Origin of the sequence: Aeromonas sp. s5, from assembly GCF_040907865.1 — a bacterium.
Taxonomy (GTDB): Bacteria; Pseudomonadota; Gammaproteobacteria; order Enterobacterales; family Aeromonadaceae; genus Aeromonas; species Aeromonas dhakensis.
Map to the genome: position 1 here is coordinate 85,206 of NZ_JBFOCO010000014.1, position 18,637 is coordinate 103,842.

The 18,637-nt window shown below is 62.3% G+C and carries 18 protein-coding genes; 9 read left to right on the forward strand and 9 right to left on the reverse strand.

Annotated elements, in window-relative coordinates:
- Positions 1-52: 52 nt before the first annotated feature.
- From AB5Y94_RS09755 to AB5Y94_RS09765, 3 genes are all read right to left on the reverse strand, one after another.
- Positions 53-1,516 (reverse strand): aerolysin family beta-barrel pore-forming toxin, encoded by a 1,464-nt coding sequence (locus AB5Y94_RS09755; RefSeq protein ID WP_368205420.1) that lies wholly within the window; start codon positions 1,514-1,516, stop codon positions 53-55.
- 260 nt (positions 1,517-1,776) lie between these two features.
- Complete coding sequence (locus AB5Y94_RS09760) at positions 1,777-2,250, reverse strand: hypothetical protein (RefSeq protein ID WP_211049306.1); 474 nt, start codon at positions 2,248-2,250, stop codon at positions 1,777-1,779.
- A gap of 85 nt (positions 2,251-2,335) precedes the next feature.
- Positions 2,336-2,752: a hypothetical protein gene (locus AB5Y94_RS09765; RefSeq protein ID WP_010635345.1), complete on the reverse strand. Its 417-nt coding sequence runs from the start codon at positions 2,750-2,752 to the stop codon at positions 2,336-2,338.
- A 90-nt stretch (positions 2,753-2,842) separates the two neighbouring features.
- On the opposite strand from AB5Y94_RS09765, the gene AB5Y94_RS09770 reads away from it, so the two are divergent.
- Both AB5Y94_RS09770 and AB5Y94_RS09775 read left to right on the forward strand, forming a co-directional pair.
- Positions 2,843-3,511 carry a response regulator transcription factor gene (locus tag AB5Y94_RS09770; RefSeq protein WP_010635346.1) on the forward strand — a complete coding sequence of 223 codons (669 nt, stop codon included), beginning with the start codon at positions 2,843-2,845 and terminating at the stop codon, positions 3,509-3,511.
- A gap of 43 nt (positions 3,512-3,554) precedes the next feature.
- Complete coding sequence (locus AB5Y94_RS09775) at positions 3,555-4,784, forward strand: sensor histidine kinase (protein WP_368205421.1); 1,230 nt, start codon at positions 3,555-3,557, stop codon at positions 4,782-4,784.
- 141 nt (positions 4,785-4,925) lie between these two features.
- On the opposite strand, the gene rimK is transcribed toward AB5Y94_RS09775, so the two are convergent.
- Together rimK and metH are read right to left on the reverse strand one after the other, a co-directional pair.
- A complete protein-coding gene (rimK, locus tag AB5Y94_RS09780) occupies positions 4,926-5,822 on the reverse strand; it encodes a 30S ribosomal protein S6--L-glutamate ligase (protein ID WP_005308166.1) in 897 nt (298 codons plus the stop codon).
- A gap of 225 nt (positions 5,823-6,047) precedes the next feature.
- Positions 6,048-9,731, reverse strand: a complete 3,684-nt coding sequence (gene metH / locus AB5Y94_RS09785) for a methionine synthase (RefSeq protein WP_368205422.1) — start codon at positions 9,729-9,731, stop codon at positions 6,048-6,050.
- Between the two features lie 203 nt (positions 9,732-9,934).
- Here metH and AB5Y94_RS09790 point away from each other — a divergent pair, with 203 nt between their 5' ends.
- Positions 9,935-11,212 (forward strand): sodium:proton antiporter, encoded by a 1,278-nt coding sequence (locus AB5Y94_RS09790; protein ID WP_005308162.1) that lies wholly within the window; start codon positions 9,935-9,937, stop codon positions 11,210-11,212.
- Positions 11,213-11,686: 474 nt separating this feature from the next.
- Positions 11,687-11,860 carry a hypothetical protein gene (locus AB5Y94_RS09795; protein ID WP_162518816.1) on the forward strand — a complete coding sequence of 58 codons (174 nt, stop codon included), beginning with the start codon at positions 11,687-11,689 and terminating at the stop codon, positions 11,858-11,860.
- Between the two features lie 110 nt (positions 11,861-11,970).
- On the opposite strand, the gene AB5Y94_RS09800 is transcribed toward AB5Y94_RS09795, so the two are convergent.
- Together AB5Y94_RS09800 and AB5Y94_RS09805 are read right to left on the reverse strand one after the other, a co-directional pair.
- Complete coding sequence (locus AB5Y94_RS09800) at positions 11,971-12,492, reverse strand: GNAT family N-acetyltransferase (RefSeq protein WP_368205423.1); 522 nt, start codon at positions 12,490-12,492, stop codon at positions 11,971-11,973.
- Between the two features lie 117 nt (positions 12,493-12,609).
- Complete coding sequence (locus AB5Y94_RS09805) at positions 12,610-13,431, reverse strand: HDOD domain-containing protein (RefSeq protein ID WP_368205424.1); 822 nt, start codon at positions 13,429-13,431, stop codon at positions 12,610-12,612.
- A gap of 173 nt (positions 13,432-13,604) precedes the next feature.
- Here AB5Y94_RS09805 and AB5Y94_RS09810 point away from each other — a divergent pair, with 173 nt between their 5' ends.
- Positions 13,605-13,868, forward strand: coding sequence for a hypothetical protein (locus tag AB5Y94_RS09810; protein WP_005308154.1), 264 nt, complete (start codon positions 13,605-13,607; stop codon positions 13,866-13,868).
- A gap of 107 nt (positions 13,869-13,975) precedes the next feature.
- A complete protein-coding gene (locus AB5Y94_RS09815) occupies positions 13,976-14,821 on the forward strand; it encodes a neutral zinc metallopeptidase (protein WP_054543934.1) in 846 nt (281 codons plus the stop codon).
- Positions 14,822-14,884: 63 nt separating this feature from the next.
- Here the strand turns inward: AB5Y94_RS09815 and aphA are convergent, their stop codons facing one another.
- On the reverse strand, positions 14,885-15,595 hold the full coding sequence (aphA, locus tag AB5Y94_RS09820) for an acid phosphatase AphA (RefSeq protein ID WP_024942699.1): 711 nt from the start codon (positions 15,593-15,595) through the stop codon (positions 14,885-14,887).
- Positions 15,596-15,810: 215 nt separating this feature from the next.
- Here aphA and AB5Y94_RS09825 point away from each other — a divergent pair, with 215 nt between their 5' ends.
- A complete protein-coding gene (locus AB5Y94_RS09825) occupies positions 15,811-16,230 on the forward strand; it encodes a nuclear transport factor 2 family protein (protein WP_139726134.1) in 420 nt (139 codons plus the stop codon).
- On the opposite strand, the gene AB5Y94_RS09830 is transcribed toward AB5Y94_RS09825, so the two are convergent.
- Positions 16,196-16,888, reverse strand: coding sequence for an AraC family transcriptional regulator (locus AB5Y94_RS09830; RefSeq protein ID WP_139726135.1), 693 nt, complete (start codon positions 16,886-16,888; stop codon positions 16,196-16,198). The genes AB5Y94_RS09825 and AB5Y94_RS09830 overlap by 35 nt on opposite strands.
- Positions 16,889-17,029: 141 nt before the next feature.
- On the opposite strand from AB5Y94_RS09830, the gene AB5Y94_RS09835 reads away from it, so the two are divergent.
- Together AB5Y94_RS09835 and AB5Y94_RS09840 are read left to right on the forward strand one after the other, a co-directional pair.
- Entirely contained in the window at positions 17,030-18,250 is a 1,221-nt protein-coding gene (locus AB5Y94_RS09835) for a PAS domain-containing protein (protein ID WP_026141943.1), read from the forward strand.
- A gap of 11 nt (positions 18,251-18,261) precedes the next feature.
- Entirely contained in the window at positions 18,262-18,633 is a 372-nt protein-coding gene (locus AB5Y94_RS09840) for an anti-anti-sigma regulatory factor (RefSeq protein ID WP_043170672.1), read from the forward strand.
- Positions 18,634-18,637: the final 4 nt, after the last annotated feature.

Consider the following 18,637-nt stretch of genomic DNA (forward strand, 5'->3'; position numbering starts at 1 on the left):
TTAGGGAGTCAATAAAAGGGCAGTCCCCTCCATTAGTAGTCAGCCAGATCTATTAATGAGTCGGTGCTATGGTCAGGGTCACATTGCCAAAGCCTTCGCTGGCGAGCGTGCCCTGATCCAGTTCCAGGGCGGTGAGAGCCACCCCTTCGGCAGAAGCGCTTCGTTGCTGAACAGCCGCTGCGGCGCGAGTCTGGGGCTGCCCAATCTCGATATCGCCGGCAAACTGGCTTTCGGCATAGAAGTCGCCGGTCACGGCCGAACGGGTCGGACGCAACACGCGGCCAAGGTTGCTCTGCATGGTCGACAGGCCATACTCGCCGATGGTCCAGTTCCAGTCCCACCACTTCACTTCACCCGGGATGTAGCGTTTGTCCCACTGATAACGGATGCTGCTGGCCTTGTCGCGGAACGGGCCAACGGCAAAGGTATGTTCCCAGGTCGGACGATTGGTCGGATGGGTGTACCAGGCATTGCCTCCCCAGCGCAGGAACCCCTTCATGGTCAGGTCATAATTCACCTCGGCCTTGAACTCATAGGGGTAGGAGATGTTGGACTTGTAGAGAGCGACGCGCACCGGCACGCTGGAGTGGGGTGGCACAGTGGGACGAGCCTCGACCGACACGGTCTCGGTGGTCGCTCCCCCCTTCTGCTCGGCCCAGCTCTGGGTTGAAGAAATCTCGACCGAGTATTCAGTGCTGGAAACCTGCGGGATCTGGAACGTCTTCTTGATGCCGACCTTCTCGCTGAGACTGTAGGTATCCGTCTTGGACCAGTTGGTGGCCTTGTCATACTTAAGGGTAACTACCACCTGCTGAGGCAGATCCGTGTAGTTGGTCGCATTGGCGGTGATGGTCTTGATCAGCTGTTTGCCACTCTCGGTAACCTGGCCATGACTGAAGGAATCCGGCTCCAGCGTGTACGAGAAGTTGCTCACCTTGATGGAACTTTTCTCCCCACAACGGTATCCAGAGCAACCACCATCATTATTTCCCTTTATCAACCAGCCATCGCTGAGCCTGGTCACATCCATATCTTCCCCGACATAGGGGCTATGATTCCCGCCCACCCAGGCGTATCCCAAATAGTGGGCAAGATAACTCACAGGTTTGATGAAATAATCTTTGTCATGCACCATTCGCCATTGAACATCGACTTCATCACCTGCCGGAATATTCCATGCGGAGAGGGAAGGAATTTCTCCAGAGATAGGGGAGTTGGGGTAACACCATGTTTCACCCGCCGTTCCCTGTTTTATTTCTCCATTATATCCAGGTCCCATGATCACCCAGCGATTGGCCAGCCCGGTAATCTGCCACTGTCCCATACGGCTGACCAGATTGCCCTTGATGCTCATGGCTTCATCACGGGTAAGGGGGCGATAGTCGCTGGCACAGACCCCCTCCCCCAGACCGAACCATTTGACCTGGTCAGGATAGACTGGCTCAGCCGCCTGGGCCTGGACGAGCATCAATGAAGATGCCAACAGCGCCAGATTGGCTGTTATTATTTTATTCATCATTTATTCCTCTTTCAGACAGACGATAGTTTTTATTATGCAGAAATAACACCTTTCATTTTGACAGGCATGAACTCCAATGAGCCCCGCCACAGACAAAATAAACCACCAAAATTCATCCATGACAAACAAAATATATATAAGGCGGGAAAATAATTAGAGCGGTAACTTTATTGAGGGATTAATCATAATTGTTCTGGTGGGATAATTTAATATCAATCTAGGACATGACGGCGTTTATTAAATAAGAAGTTCCTGAATTACTCTTCCGGATTAATTATGGTTATCTCACGTAAAATTCCATCTGCAGAACGCAGCAGCACCAGCGCACTACCCTCGTGCAAGTCGGTAGCCGAACCGTTGATCCAACGCACATTGCGGTCGAGCGAAAAGGTGCCGAGTGTAGCCAGCACCAGGTGCCGACCATCGAAGGATCGCAGACGATCCTCTGCCCGCTGCCAACGGCCTGATATCGCCGGAGATCCGGCCGCCAACAGCTCAATCCGGGTAGCCACCCCATCAGTCACCTGCAGGGCCAGGTGATCACCCGGCCGCAAGGGGTGCTGCCACGGCTCACCAAGCCGCCAGACCGGGGCGCTCCCCAGCTCCACCTCAGCCCCCTGAAACTGCAGGCGCAGGCCATCGTTGTGTTCCAGCTCCACCAGCCAGAGTTCGCCATCGGCGGCCAAAGCGCAGAGCGGCAGTGCCAGCAGCAGGAGGGAAGTACGTGTCATAGCAAAAGGCCCATGGTCAAACCGTGCGAGGTTTAACTATGGACCCAGCTGTACCATTTTTCCGCCATGGCCACGCCGGCCTGACTCAGTCATCCTCTCGGCAGCGGCTCAGGCGCATGCCGTCAAACTTGCACTCCAGCTCCAGCCAGCGTCCTTCGAACGGAGCCAGACTGTCGTCCGAGGTGACATAACCCCAGATCCGCCCCTGCTCCACCGGCCCTTCCAGATCCATCTCGTCATCCTCCTCCAGCTTCTCGACCTCCCGAATAAGCCGCAGTTCGCCCTCGACCACCCCTTCCAGGTCGACCCAGGTACCGCCGAGATCGTCCTCTCTCAGCCCGTCCTTGAAACGGGTCTGTTCGTCGAGCACAAAGGGGATGCCGTTGACCATCAGCTGGCCCAGCTGCCAGGTGGTGCGGCCGGTCAATTTGAACTCCGCCGACTGCGCAGCGCCGAATGGCAGCAAGATCAGCAGCAGGAGAGTGCAGAGAGACTTCTTCATCGGGGATCCTCGGGGTTACACTGCCACACAGGATGCCTCATCCGGTGTGAGATGACCGTGAAATGGCGGTCGGAACCAGGAGATCAAAGCATGAAAATACTGGTGGTGGAAGACAATCCCCAGGTCGCGGAAACCATCATGGATTATCTGGAGCTGGCTGGCCACCGGCTGGACTGCGCCTACCACGGCCAGGCGGCCCTGCAGTTGCTGGCCGAGCAGCGCTTCGACGTCATCATCATGGACGTCATGATGCCGCGCCTCGACGGTCTCAGCACGGTGGCCCGCCTGCGGGAGCAGGGGATCCCAACCCCAGTGCTGTTTCTCACCGCCCGCGACAGCCTGGATGACAAGCTGGCGGGCTTCAAGGCCGGCGGCGACGACTACCTGGTCAAGCCGTTCGCCATGGAGGAGCTGGAAGTGCGGCTGCAGGCGCTGGCCCTGCGCGGCCCCCGCAGCGACATGGGAGCGCTGTGCGTGGGCGAGCTGACCCTGGATCCCGCCAGCGGCCGCGCCACCCGGGCCGGGGTGGAGCTCAAGCTCGGCAAGATCCCGTTCCAGATCCTCACCCTGCTGGCCCGCCGGGCCCCCGCTCTGGTCACCCGCCAGGAGGTGCTCGACACCGTCTGGGGCGACGAGGAGCCGGACTCCGACGCCCTGCGCAGCCACATCTATGCCCTGCGCAACGCCCTCGACAAGCCCTTCCCTGCCCCCATGCTGGAAACCCTGCACGGCCAGGGCTATCGACTGGTGACCCCATGATGGGCCGCCAGCGCTGCCTGAACCTGCCCACAGGGAGGCCGTCATGAGCCTGCCCAGCCTGCGCCGTCGCCTGATCCTCACCCTGAGCGGTGCCGGCCTGCTGCTGCTGATCATCATCAGCCTGCTGATGGTGGTGGCCGAGGACAAGATGGAGGAACTCAGCCTGCGTCACTGGCTGGAGGCGGAGGTGACCCGCTACAGCGACGACTGGTTGCGGCTCGGCATGGCGGCCCCCGCCCCCAGTCCGCGCCAGTTCTCCAGCTACTGGACCGAGGCCGGCCGCCTGCCGGTCTGGCTCAAACCCTACCGGAGTCCTGGCTTCTACGAACACGTGCTGGGGGACGAGGACAAGCACTTCCTGGTGCGGCCCCACCCGTCCGGTGAGGGGCTGCTCTACCTGGTGTTCAACGACGACGCCGACGACTACCTGGATCCCTACGAGGATCAGCTGCACCTGGCGACCCGGCTGATCGGGCTGACCCTGCTGCTCGGCTGCATCGGCTTCGGCATCTGGCTGGTGCGCCACATCACCCGGCCGCTGCAACGGCTGCAACAGCGGGTTGCTCACCTCACCCCGGATCAGGCGGACTTCGTGCCCGATGCCCCCTGGCAGGAGCTCAGGGACATAGAGCTGGCACTGCTGGCCGGCAAGCAGGAGGTGGCTGCCGTGTTTGCCCGCGAGCAGGAGTTCAGCCGCTTCGCCAGTCACGAGCTGCGCACCCCCAACATGGTGATCCAGGGCTCGGCCGCCCTGCTCGGCAAGGTGAGCGATCTGCCCGCCCCCGCCGCCCGCGCCACCACCCGCATCCGCGCTGCCGCCGATGAGATGGCGCTACTCACCGAGACCTTTCTGCTGCTGGGCCGCAAGGACGAGGTGGAGCGCCCGCCCCAGCAGGTGGCGCCGCTCATACGCCGGGAGCTGGCCCGTCTTGCCCCGCTGCTGCAGCGGGAGGAGCTGGATATCCGGCTACAGCTGGACGATGAGAGCGAGGCACTGGCCCCCCTCTCCCTGCTCGCCATTGCGCTCGGCAACCTGCTGAAGAATGCCCTCAGCTACGCCGAGGGGCACATCGACATCGAGCTGGCCGGCCCCCTGCTCACCATCAGCAACCCCACTGCCGCCGCGCCGGATCAGATCCTCGGCTACGGCTGCGGCCTCACCATCATCCAGCGCATCTGCGAGAAGCTGGGCTGGCAGATAGAGACCCGGCTGGAAGAGGGCATCTTCAGTGCCCGATTGGTGATGATCACCAGCGAACCCACGAAGGCATAGCCCCCTCATCCCCGGCCCTTCTCCCGCAAGGGGAGAAGGGAGACAACAGACACTCCTCGGCAAGACCGCTGCCCACCAGCCAGATAGCAACAGGGCGCCCGAAGGCGCCCTGTTTGCAATGCGTTGGCGGCAAGCCTGGCGTCACTCCGCCGGCTTGTGCTTGCGACTCGCCTTGAGCTCGAGAAACTCGATGATCTTGCCGGCCACGTCCTTGCCGGAGGCCGCTTCCACCCCTTGCAGGCCGGGGGAGGAGTTGACCTCCAGCACCAGCGGGCCGCGGGCACTGCGCAGGATATCCACCCCGGCTACGTCCAGCCCCATGATCTTGGCGGCCTGCACCGCGGTGGCCCGCTCTTCCGGGCTTATCTTGATCGCCTCGGCGGTGCCGCCCCGATGCAGATTTGAGCGAAACTCCCCCGGCTGGGCCTGGCGACGCATGGCCGCCACCACCTTGCCGTTGACCACCAGACAGCGGATGTCGGCGCCGTTGGCCTCGCGGATGTACTCCTGCACCAGGATGTTGTTGTTGGTCTGGATGAAGGCCTCGATCACGCTCTCGGCGGCCTTCTGGGTTTCGCACAGCACCACGCCGATCCCCTGGGTTCCCTCCAGCAGCTTCACCACCAGGGGCGCACCGCCCACCATGGTGATGAGGTCGGGCACGTCGTGGGTGCTGTGGGCATAGCCGGTCACCGGCAGGCCGATGCCGTGGCGGGAGAGCAGTTGCATGGCCCGCAGCTTGTCGCGGGAGCGGGAGATGGCCACCGAGCTGTTGAGCGCCATGGTGTTCATCATCTCGAACTGGCGCAGCACGGCGGTGCCGTAGAAGGTGATGCTGGCCCCGATGCGCGGGATCACCGCATCATAGCTCTCCAGCTCCCGTCCTTCGTAATGGATGGAGGGGTTGTGGGAGGCGATGTTCATGTAACAGCGCAGGGTGTCGAGCACCTCGACCTGATGACCGCGCGCCTGCGCCACCTCGACCAGACGGCGGGTGGAGTAGTTTTTCGGCTCACGGGATAAAATGGCGATCTTCATGACAATTCCGCTAGAAGGCAGTGCCTGGGCAGGATGGGGCGGGAGAGTATAAAGTGCCACAGCGCCAAGACAACGCCAATTGTTTCTCCTGACAACAAGACAAACCACACAGAAACGTGCGCTGCCATCCCGCTGTCACCCGCTTGTCAAACGACGGCACCAGACTGGTCTGTCTCCCGGGTCTGGATGCCGCCTCCTTCAGCGAGGATCAATCAGGCCGACGCCTCAGTGCAGGTTCGGCCCCAGCCAGCGTTCGGCCTCTGCCAGGGTCATCCCTTTGCGCACGGCGTAGTCCTCCACCTGGTCCCGCTGGATCTGGGCCACCGCGAAGTACTTGCTGTCGGGGTGGGAGAAGTACCAGCCCGACACCGCCGCCCCCGGCCACATGGCGTAGGACTCGGTGAGCTGCATGCCGATGGCCTGTTCCACGTCCAGCAGCTCCCAGATGCTCCCCTTCTCGGTGTGCTCCGGGCAGGCCGGGTAGCCGGGGGCCGGGCGGATGCCCTGGTAATTCTCGCGGATCAGCTCCTCGTTGGAGAGCGCCTCGTCCGGGGCATAGCCCCAGTGCACTTTGCGCACCTGTTCATGCAGGTACTCGGCAAAGGCCTCTGCCAGACGGTCGCACACCGCCTGAATGAGGATGGCGTTGTAGTCGTCGTGATCCGCCTTGTAGGCCTTGGCGATGGCTTCTTCACCGATGCCGCCGGTCACCGCAAAGGCGCCGATCCAGTCGGGCTTGCCGCTCTCCTTCGGCGCCACATAGTCCGCCAGACAGTAGTTGGGAAAGCCCTGCTTCTCGCTCTGCTGGCGCAGGTGGTGCAGCACTTTTTTCACTTCAGTGCGCGACTCGTCGGTGTAGACCTCGATGCAGTCCCCCACGGCGTTGGCGGGGAACAGGCCGACGATGCCGGCGCAGCGCACGCTCTGATCCTTTTCCAGCTGATCCAGCATGGCGTTGGCGTCGGCAAAGAGGCGCGTTGCCTCCTCCCCCACCACTTCATCTTCCAGGATGCGGGGGAACTTGCCCGCCAGCTCCCAGCTGAGGAAAAACGGCGTCCAGTCGATGTAGGGGCGTAGCACCGAGATGGGCACATTCTCGAACTTCTGTACGCCGAGCTCCCGGGGCGCCGGTGGCTCATACCCCACCCAGTCCAGCTGATGGCGGTTGGCGCGGGCTTCCGCCAGCGTGATGGGGCGCGAGCGCGGCTGCTTGCGGGCGTGCTGCTCGCGGGCGATCTCGTACTCCTTGTCGATGCGGGCGACAAACGCCTCCTTGAGATCCTCGCTCAACAGGCTCTGGGCCACCCCCACCGCGCGGGAGGCGTTGGAGACATAGACCACGGGCTCGGAGTAGTTCTGCTCTATCTTCACCGCGGTGTGCGCCTTGGAGGTGGTGGCACCGCCGATCAAGAGCGGCAGCTTGAAGCCCTGGCGCTCCATCTCTTTCGCCACATGCACCATCTCGTCCAGCGACGGGGTGATGAGGCCCGACAGACCTATAATGTCAGCCCCCACCTCCCGCGCCGTCTTGAGGATGGTCTCGCAAGGCACCATGACCCCGAGATCGATGATCTCGAAGTTGTTGCACTGCAGCACCACGCCGACGATGTTCTTGCCGATGTCGTGCACGTCGCCCTTGACGGTGGCCAGCACGATCTTGCCGTTGCTGGAGCCGCCGGACTTCTCCGCCTCGATGTAGGGTTGCAGGTAGGCCACCGCCCGCTTCATCACCCGGGCCGACTTCACCACCTGGGGCAGGAACATCTTGCCGGCGCCGAACAGATCGCCCACCACATTCATGCCGTCCATCAGCGGCCCCTCGATGACGTGCAGCGGCCGCTCGGCCCCGGCGCGCGCCTCTTCGGTGTCCTCCTCGATAAAGTCGGTGATGCCTTTCACCAGGGCGTGTTCGAGCCGCTTGCCCACCGGCCAGCTGCGCCACTCCTGCTCCCGCGGATCCTCGGCCTGGGCGCCGGCACCGCGATACTTCTCGGCGATGGCCAGCAGCTCCTCGGTGGCGTTGTCATTGAGGTTGAGCACCACCGCCTCGACCTTCTCTTTCAGCTCGGCCGGGATGTCTTCATAGATGGCGAGCTGGCCGGCGTTGACGATCCCCATGTCCATGCCGTTCTTGATGGCGTGGTAGAGGAAGACGGCGTGGATCGCCTCGCGCACCGGCTCGTTGCCCCTAAACGAGAAGGAGACGTTGGAGACGCCGCCGGAGATCATGGCGTGGGGCAGGTTCTCCTTGATGTCCTTCACCGCGTCGATGAAGTCCACCGCGTAGTTGTTGTGCTCGTCGATGCCGGTCGCCACCGCGAAGATGTTGGGGTCGAAGATGATGTCTTCCGGCGGGAAGCCCACCTGATCCACCAGGATGCGGTAGGCGCGCTGACAGATTTCGAACTTGCGGGCGCGGGTATCGGCCTGCCCCACCTCGTCGAACGCCATCACGATGACGGCGGCGCCGTAGCGGCGCAGCAGTTTCGCCTGCTCGATGAACTTGTCCACCCCCTCCTTCATGGAGATGGAGTTGACCACCGGCTTGCCCTGCACGCACTTGAGACCGGCCTCCAGCACTTCCCACTTGGAGGAGTCGATCATCACCGGCACCCGGGCGATGTCCGGCTCGCCGGCGATGAGGTTCAAGAAGCGCACCATGGCCGCCTCGGCGTCCAGCATCCCCTCGTCCATGTTGATGTCGATGATCTGGGCGCCGTTCTCCACCTGCTGCTTGGCGACATCCAGGGCCTCGTCATAGAGACCCTCCTTGATGAGCCGCTTGAACTTGGCCGAGCCGGTGACGTTGGTGCGCTCACCCACGTTCACGAACATGGATTCAGGGGTGATGATGAGGGGCTCCAGGCCCGACAGACGGCAAGCCACCGGCAGGTCCGGCAGGACCCGCGGCTTGATACCCGCCACGGCGTCCGCCATGGCGCGGATGTGGGCCGGGGTGGTGCCGCAGCAGCCGCCCACCAGGTTGAGAAAGCCGCTTTGGGCCCACTCGCGGATATGCTCCGCCATCTCGGCGGCATCGAGGTCGTACTCGCCAAACGCATTGGGCAACCCGGCGTTGGGGTGGGCACTCACGAAGGTTTCGCTGATGCGGGAGAGCTCCTCCACGTATTGGCGCAGCTCGTCGGGCCCCAGCGCGCAGTTGAGACCGAAGGAGACGGGTCTGACGTGGCGCAGCGAATGATAGAAGGCTTCGGTGGTCTGGCCGGAGAGGGTACGGCCGGAGGCGTCCGTGATGGTGCCGGAGATCATCACCGGCAAGCTGTAGCCCAACTCCTCGAACACCAGGTCCACCGCGAAGGCGGCCGCCTTGGCGTTGAGGGTATCGAAGATGGTCTCGATCAGGATGATGTCGGCACCGCCCTCAATGAGGGCATGGGTCGATTCGGTGTAGGCGGCCACCAGCTGGTCATAGGTAACGTTGCGCTTGCCGGGGTCGTTCACGTCCGGCGAGATGGAGGCGGTGCGGTTGGTGGGCCCCAGGACGCCTGCCACGAAGCGCGGCTTGTGGGGCTCTTTCGCCGTCCACTCATCCGCCACGGCGCGGGCCAGCCGGGCCGCCTCGCGGTTGATCTCGGCCGAGAGATCTTCCATCTCGTAGTCGGCCATGGCGATGCGGGTGGCGTTGAAGGTGTTGGTCTCGAGGATGTCGGCGCCGGCGGCACAGTACTGATCGTGGATCTCGCGAATGACAGAGGGGCGACTCAGCACCAGCAGATCGTTGTTGCCCTTGATGTCGGTATGCCAGTCGGCAAACCGCTCCCCCCGGTAGTCCGCCTCACCGAGCTTGTAGCCCTGGATCATGGTGCCCATGGCCCCGTCGATGATCAGGATCCGCTCCCTGAGGCAGGCTTCCAGCTTGTTTGTCACATCCGACTTTTTGTTCGACACCGCTCGTTCCTCTTACATCCATGCAACTGCGTAAACAGCATCCTAACAGCAAACAAATCAAATGGAAATCTAGCCGTCTATCTGTCTATATTGGCGCTCTATATACTCACAAATGGGTAATGAGTAACATGTGACCCAAGAGTACCCTATGCCCGTCCTCAATAGGGATACGTGCTTGCTGTTTACTAAAGAGAAAAATAACTATGAGCGTCTACTACACACTCTGCTTCCTGGCAGCGTTGGCGATCTTTATCGCCTTTGCCAATCAGTATGTTGTGAAGATCCAGACCACCATCGCCATCACTGCGGGCTCCATGCTGATCTCCGCGCTGATGGTGCTGTTCGGTAAGCTGGGCTGGTTCAATCTGGAACCCCTGGCCGTCAAGACCATGGAGAGCATCGACTTCCAGAATTTCCTGCTGAAGGGGATCCTGGGCTTCCTGCTGTTCGCCGGTGGTCTCGGGATCAACCTGAAAGCCCTGCGCAGCCAGAAGTGGGAAATCACCATTCTGGCCATATTGGCGACCCTGCTCTCCACCTTCCTCATCGGCTATGGCTTCTGGTTCATCGCCAAGCTGCTGGGTTGGGACGTGCCGCTGGTCTACTGCATGTTGTTCGGTGCCCTGATCTCCCCCACCGACCCCATCGCCGTGCTGGCCATCGTCAAGAAGATGAAGGCACCACCCCAGATCGCCATCCAGATCGAGGGGGAGTCGCTGTTCAACGACGGTGTTGGCCTCGTCATCTTCGCCACCGTGTTTGCCGTGGCCTTTGGCGGCGTCGAGCCCACCTTCGGCAGCGTGGCCGGCCTGTTCCTGCATGAGGCCCTCGGCGGCATCCTGTTCGGTGCCGTGCTGGGTCTCATCGCTCACGTGATGATCAGCGCCACCGATGACGGCTCGCTGGAGCTGCTGCTGACCCTCTGCATCCCGACCGCCGGCTTCGCCTTCGCCAACATGATCGGCGTCTCCGGCGCTCTGGCCATGGTGGTGACCGGCATCATGATCGGCAACTGGACCCGTCACAGCGGCTTCTCCGAACAGAGCAGCCATCACCTGGATCACTTCTGGGAGTTGATGGACCAGTTCCTCAACGCCCTGCTGTTCCTGCTGATCGGTCTGGCGCTGGTGCTGCTGGATCTGGCCTGGCAAGACTGGATCCTGCTGGTCATCGCGGTGCCGCTCTGCCTCGCCGCACGCTTCATCAGCGTGTCGCTGCCCTATGTGGCCTTCCGCAAGTTCCGCAGCTACAACAAGTTCTCGGTGCGGATCCTCACCTGGGGCGGTCTGCGCGGCGGTCTGGCCATGGCGATGGCGCTGGCACTGCCGTCCGGCGTCATGATGCTGCCGGAGCACGGCGTCGACCTGCGGCAGGTCATCCTGGTGATGACCTACTCGGTGGTGATGTTCTCCATCGTGGTACAGGGCATGACCATCACCCCCATGATCACCGCTGCCAAGAAGGCCTGCGGCGACTACTGAGCCATCGGCTGAGATCAACGGATGATGAAAAAAGGGCTCCTTAGGGAGCCCTTTTTGTGGCCGCCAGACGGCCTTGAAGGAAAAACTGCAAATAACTGTTTGCTTTTTACGCATATCGAGGAGAGAATGCGCGCCGGCTAGTTAATCAGCCCTGTTTATGTTTGCCCTGCAATGCTTCACCTCACGATGAATCCTGTCAGTACCCGCATAACCTTCTTCTGATTTACTCGCCCTGAGAACCGTTCAGGCTGTCTGCCTGCGTTGCCCGGCTCTCACGGTGCAGACCCGATCTGCCCACTCCCAAGTAGCATCATGCATCCGCGTGGTCCTTGGCGCATTCCTTGAAAGTGCAGACGCCCCTGAACCGGGCTGGGTATTCCTGCGCGCCCGTCAGCCTACGGCTGGCCGCGCCCATCGACCTGACATTTGCCAATACAAGGAGCAAACACTTAATTTATATAGAGAAATACCATGATGAAAAGCGTACAAACTCGCAAACCCCTGCGTCGCAGCAAGCCCATCAACCTGCCCGTGCAAGAGCACGACTATGATGCGTTTCTGATCCAGTTCAGCACCCGTTTCAGCGGCGGCTTCGCCGTCTCCTGTGACGGCATTGCCGGCGAGTTCTCCATCGAAGAGCTCAACTGATCCTGCCTGCCCACCGGCAGCGCCCGATGCAGACAGGCCGCAACTCACGGCGGCCTCTTTGCCTCACTCCCCCGGCTCTGCTGATATCCTGCCAGCCATGCCGCAGCCCCTCAGATCGGGCAAGCCTCTACCCCTTCAGCCTCTAGCAACAGACACTCATCCGCATCCTCGGCCAGTTTGACCAACCGGCTCTGCACCAACCCCAGCTTGGCCAGCAGCGCCACCGAACGCGCGTTGCCCGGGGTGACGATGGCTACCACTCGCTCGATGCCGAGCCGCTCCCGACCATCCTGCAGCACCGCCTGCGCCGCTTCGATGCCATAACCCTGACCGCGCCAGGCGGGCAGGAAGGCGTAGCCTATGTCTTCACAAGGCAGGGTATCGCGCTTGATCAGGCCGCAGATGCCGAGCTTGGCGCCGTCGCTGCGCCTTGCCACCAGGTAGAGACCGTGACCGTGACGGGCATAGCTGACCGCCGGCCCCTGCTGGATGTAGTTTTCAGCATCCTGCAGGGTGCGGATACCCCGCTCGCCGATGTAGCGGTGAAAGTCGGGATCGTTGAGCAGTTCGAGAATGAAGGGGGCATCGGCAACCGCCAGTTCACGCAGTTCCAGGCGCTCGGAGAGGATCATGGCAAGGGCTCGCTTAGAAGAGACAGGCCCCAAGACTGCCCCCGCAACCGCTCATTGGCAAGGCCGTCACCATGAAAAAGGGCCGCGGTGCGGCCCTGTTAGATGAAATGGGTAGCGTCAGGCCGCCAGCAAGCCGGCATAGCCGTTGCCCTGCTCGCGCAGCGCGACGAACACGGCGGCGCAATCTGGCCACGAGAGGCCGAGCCGCTCGGCCACCTGGGTTGGCCACTCGGGTGGTGCCGCCTCCCCCACATCGGACTGGGCCGCCAACACGATGGCCAGATGGATGATCGCAGCCTCGGCAGAGAACTCCTTGGCCAGCAAGGGGTTGTAGTGGTACTCAACCGCATGGCAGATGCTCAGGGGGAATTGCCAGCGCCTGGCCATCTCGGCCCCGGCCTGGGCGTAGTTGAAGCCAACCACCAGCTCCTCGGCCTTGGCGCGTCCCTTGCTGGGTTCCAGATCCTTGATGTGGTTCACCATGTTCTCCGGCAGCCCCACGTGCATGATGAGCCGCCCCATGTCGTAGAGCAGGGCGCAGGTGAACACCTCTTCCCCCTTCATGCCCTTGAGCTTGGCCAGCCGCCTGGCCAGTTCGGCCACGTCGAACACCTTGCCCCAGAAATGCTTGAGCTCGATGCCGGGCACGGCACCGATGGAGCCGGTCAGGCCGCAGGCGAACACCATGTTGCGCACCACGTCGACCCCGAGCCGCACCACGGCCTCGTTGACGGTGGCGACCTGGCGACTGCCACCAAACTTGGCGGAGTTGGCCAGCCGCAGCAGCTTGGCGGAGATCACCGGATCCTTGTTGATCTTCTTGGCAATCAACAGGATATCCGGTTCTTTCTCATTGAAGGTCTGCACCAGTTCGCGCATGACTTCGGGCACGTTGGGCAGGTTCTGGGGCTTGGATAACAGCGAGTCTATGGTGGGCATATTGGTATCCGTCCATGCGATTTTATGATGCTTGTCGTTTGCAGACCGCAAACCCACATTAATTATGAGTAACAAAAACAGCCCATACCGAAATGTTTTTATCGAAATATTTCAATGTGTTAATAGCTATATCGCTATACTGGCATCCCTTATGACATGACGAGGCACAGCACATGAGCGAACCCACCGAGTTCTTCGACGAGCAAACCCTGCTGGAGATGGTCGACAACCAGCTCAGCGACGGCCACCCGCTGCAGGTCAAGGCTACCCTGATGCGGCTGGTGATGAAGGGCACCCCGCGCGAGGAGGCGCTGCAGTATATCGCCTGCGCCCTGGGGGCCGAGCTGATGGCGATGGAAGCGGATCAGGGCCCCTTCAACCTCGAGCGCTACGGCCAGTTTCTGGACTCCCTGCCCGAGATGCCCTGGGCCGAATAAACCTTCTTGCCCGCCGGCGGCAACCCGACCGCCGGCCTGCTCCCGTTAGGCAAGCCGTCCCGCCAGCCATTATCATTACTGCCACCGGACAGCAGGGGAGCAAGCATATGCGCTGGCAAGATCGCCGCGAGAGCAACAATGTGGAAGACAGACGCCAGCAGGGGGGCGGTGGCGGGCTCCCCATCGGCGGCAAGGGGCGTCTGATCCTGCTGGTGGTGGTCATGGTGGCCGGCTATTACGGGGTGGATCTCTCCCCCCTGCTCAACGAGCCGGCATCCCAGACCCCGCCCCAGCGTCAGGAGATGTCTCAGCCGGCCAAGGATCCCCTCGCCAGGTTCACTTCGGTGATGCTCGCCTCCACCGAGGATGCCTGGGGCGAGATCTTCCAGCAGAGCGGCAACCGCTATCAGGCCCCCAAACTGGTGCTCTATCGCGGTGCAACCCGTACCGGCTGCGGCCAGGGTCAGTCGGTGATGGGGCCTTTCTACTGCCCGGCGGATCGCACCGTCTACATCGATCTCTCCTTCTATCAGGAGATGCGCGACAAGCTGGGAGCCGACGGCGACTTCGCCCAGGGCTACGTGGTGGCGCACGAGGTGGGCCACCACGTGCAGAACCTGCTCGGCATCGAGCGCAAGATGCGTGAACAGCAGCAGGGGCTGAGCCGGGCCGAGCAGAACAAGCTATCGGTCAAACTCGAGTTGCAGGCCGACTGTTTTGCCGGTGTCTGGGGCCACTACATGGAGCGGGAACAGGTGCTGGAAACCGGTGATCTGGAGGAGGCGCTCAACGCCGCCCAGGCCATCGGCGACGATCGTCTGCAGCAGCAGAGCCAGGGCCGGGTGATCCCGGACAGCTTCACCCACGGCAGCTCGGCCCAGCGCTACGCCTGGTTCAAGCGCGGCTTTGACAGCGGCAAGCCCGCCAGCTGCAACACCTTCGCCGCCCGCTAGACACCCAAAAAAGGGGCCGGATCCTGACAGGATCCGGCCCCTTTTCTCATGCAGGGATGAACATCAGTACTGGGAGTTGACGATCACCTCCTCCCCTAACGCGCCAGCCAGCGGCAGCGGCCGGTAGGTGGAGTTGGCCGCGCGCAGCAGCCGGATGCCGCGAATACCGATCTCCTGCGCGGCCTTGATGTCGCCATCGGCATCGCCGTAGAAGACCTTCATCTGCTTCTCCTTGAGCCACTGCACCTTGGTGTTCTGGCCCGGCTGGTCACCGGCGAAGATCACCGGGTTGAGCTGGTCGGCCGGAATGTTCATGGTCTGCTGCAGGGTCTGGCTGACGGTCTCGGTCCTGGTGGCCGAACGGCCGGTAACGAAATAGATGTGATCGCCGCGCTGGAGGTGCATGGCGATGAGCGCCTTGCCCACCTCTTTCGGCACGCTGAAGGCGTCCCAACCGTTGTTCATCTTCTCCCAGAAGGCGGGGTTCTTCAGGTAGCTCTCGTCGTTGGGGGAGAACTCCTGCTTGCCGCGATAAAACCCCGGGCTGGAGAAGAGCAGGGTGTCGTCGATGTCAAAACCGACCGCCATCGGCGGCAACCCATCCAGGCTCCTGGCAATCTGCGCCACCGACACCCAGTGAATGGGCGCCTGCTGGGACAGGGTCACCGCAGTGACACCGACAGGGCTGGCCGGAGCTTCGACGGCCACGGCAGGCAGGGTCAGGCTGGCGGCAACCAGGGAGGCAAGCAGGGCAAAACGGGGCAATGCGGACATGATACGACTCGTCACATGAAGGAAACAGGGGGCCGATCCTGCCCCATGCCGCCACCGAAAACCGTGAAACCAGCCACAAAACAGGGCCAGGTGGCACGCATCACTACCGCAAGCCCCCATCTTGGCGCAATCGCCAAACAGGATGGCGTAGACGCCAAGGCCGAAGCAGACCACAGGCCCCATACTGGCCGCTCCCATCCACTCAGGAGCCCATCATGGATTACAAGCAACGGCTGCAAGCCTGCCTCAACCGGGTCATCTGCGACCCCGATTTCACCCCGGCCGAACTCGATCACTGGTTCTGCCCGGACTATGTCCAGCTGGTGGATGAGCAGCGGCTGGATCGCGCCGCCTTCGAACAACACCTGCTGGCCCTGCGCCAGAGCCTGGCCCGCTGCGAGATCCGTTTTGTTTCGCTGCTGGCAGAGGGAAACCGGGTGCACTCCCTGCATCGGGTGCGGGCCTGGCGTCACGACGGCGCACGGGTCGAGTGCAAGGTGAGCGCCCTGTTTACCTTTCAGGGCGAGCGCCTGAGTCACACCGATGAGCTGACCTGCCTGCTGGCGGGGGAGCCGACCGACCGGGATCTCGGCTCCCGTCTCACGGCCCCGTCGGTTCCCGCAAGCAACGATTGAAGGCGTGAGAAAAGGCGCTGAAATCCCCGTACCCCAGTTCAAGGGCTATCCGCGACAGCGGCTGGCCCTGTTGCTGCAACTGGCGGGCTCGCCCCATCACCACCTGTTGCCGCCATTGTCGAAAGCTGCAGCCCAATTGCTGACTGAACAGCCGGTTGAGGGTGCGCACCGAGGCACCTGAATCGGCAGCCAGCTCCGCCAACCCGTATTCGATGGAAGGGCGCCTGCAGACCCGCTCCAGCACCCGCAGCAGCCGCACGTCCAACGTCGCGCTCAGCATGAATCCGGCCGCCGCCGGCGTTTGTCTCAGTTCGGCTGCCAGTACCGTCAGATAGGCATCCCTGAGGCCCGGCTCCGCCATGTCTGCCAACCGCTCGAACAGGCCGGCCAGCAGCGGGCTCACCTGGCGGGTCGTCAACTCGCCTCCTCCATCCAGGTCATCCAGATAGACCAGACTGAGTTGGGAGTGGCGCAGCACCCTGAACTCATGGGCAAGTCCGGCCGGGATCAGACAGAGCTGACCCGCCACCAGCAGCACGCCTGTCGCCTGACTGCTGATCACGCCGCCGCCCCGATGCAGGTAGCAAAACTGCGGGCCGTCGTGACAGTGAAGGGACGTGAGTGCCCCCTGGGGGTAGTCGCGATACAGGAGGTTCATGACGAAGCCCCCAGGCCCAGGGCCCACCCGCAGACAGGTTCTTTCGGCACTTCTTGTCCCACGCTCTCGCCCCGGTGGGCTATAACTGCTGTACGCTTTCTAGTGACATTCAAGTCAATTGCGCCTTTTATTGGAGATGCCATGGACGTGCACACCGCCGTTGCCCACCCGAACACAGCGACTCCCTCTTCACCCCAGGCCAGGCTCGATGCCATCGACCAGCTGATGGCCAGACTCGAACTCTCTCCTGACGGGCAGATCCTGGACGCCAACCCGCGTTTTCTCGCCATCATGGGCTATCAGCTAAGCGAGCTCAAGGGCCAGCATTACGCCATGCTGTTGCCGCACGACGTGCTCGACTCGCCTGCTCATACCGCCCACTGGGAGGCGTTGAAGGCGGGCAGGGAGCAGGAGGGAGAGTTTCACCGGCTGGATCGGCACGGCCGGGACATCTGGCTGCGGGGCAGTTGTAGCCCCCTGCTGGACGAGCAGGGCGCGCTGAGCCGGATCATCGAATACAGCATGGACCTGACCGAGCAGAAACAGCTCAACGCCAACTTCGAGGGGCAGCTCAACGCCCTGAGCCGGGTCATGGGCAAGGTGGAGTTCTCGCTGGATGGCACCATTCTCGATGCCAACCCGCGCTTTCTCGAGATCGTGGGTTATCAGCTGGATGAGCTGAAAGGCAAACACCACAGGCTGCTGGTTGACCCTGATTATGCCCAGTCGGCCGATTATGGCGCCTTCTGGGAGACCCTGCGCCGCGGCGAATACCTGGCGGGAGAGTTCTGCCGGATCGGCAAGCAGGGGCAGGAGGTCTGGATCCAGGGATCCTACAACCCGGTGCTGGATCTGACCGGCAAACCCAGCAAGATCGTCAAGTTTGCCACCGACATCACGGCTCAGGTGGAGCAGCATCACCAGCTCAAGCGCGCCATGGAGGAGGCCGAAGAGGCCGCCAGGGTACGCGAGGAGCTGCACAAGTCGCTGCAGGAGATGTCGACCCCGGTGACCCCCATCTGGGACGGGATCCTGCTGTTGCCGCTGGTGGGGATCATCGACTCCATGCGCACCGCCGACGTGATGAACAAGTCGCTGACCAAGATAGCCGAGACCCGGGCCCGGGTCTTCGTGCTGGACATCGCCGGGGTCGCCACCGTGGACACCGGGGTCGCCAATCAGCTGATCAAGATCACCAAGGCCACCCAGTTCATGGGGTGCGAGGCCATCATCTCCGGCGTCTCGCCAGCCATCGCCCGTACCATGGTGGAACTGGGTGTCTCGGTCGGTGACATCCGTACTACTGCGACCCTGCGGGATGCGTTCGAGATAGCCCTCAAGCGGGTCGGATCCACCCTCTAGGAGCGCCGCCCATGTTGCTCAACAACGATCTGGGCATCGCCGACGTGGCTGGTTGCATCGTCGTCAGCATGCGGCCAGACCTCGGTGACGAAGGCATGCAGCAACTGACGCAGGCACTCTCCCTGCGGCTGGTGCAGGGGCGCCAGCACGCGGTGCTGCTCGACTTCTCCGGGGTCATGCTGCTCGATCACCACGAGTTTCGGCAGGTTCGCAAACTGGCCGAGGTGTGCCGCCTGCTGGGAGCCGTCTGCCTGCTGGTGGGGCTGAATGCGGGGATCGCCGCCTTCCTGGCACTGGCCGACGCCAAGCCGGGTCCGCTGCGCTGCTTTCTCGACATGGACGACGCCTTCGCCCATGCCCGTACCCTCAAGGGCGAGGAGTAGGCAC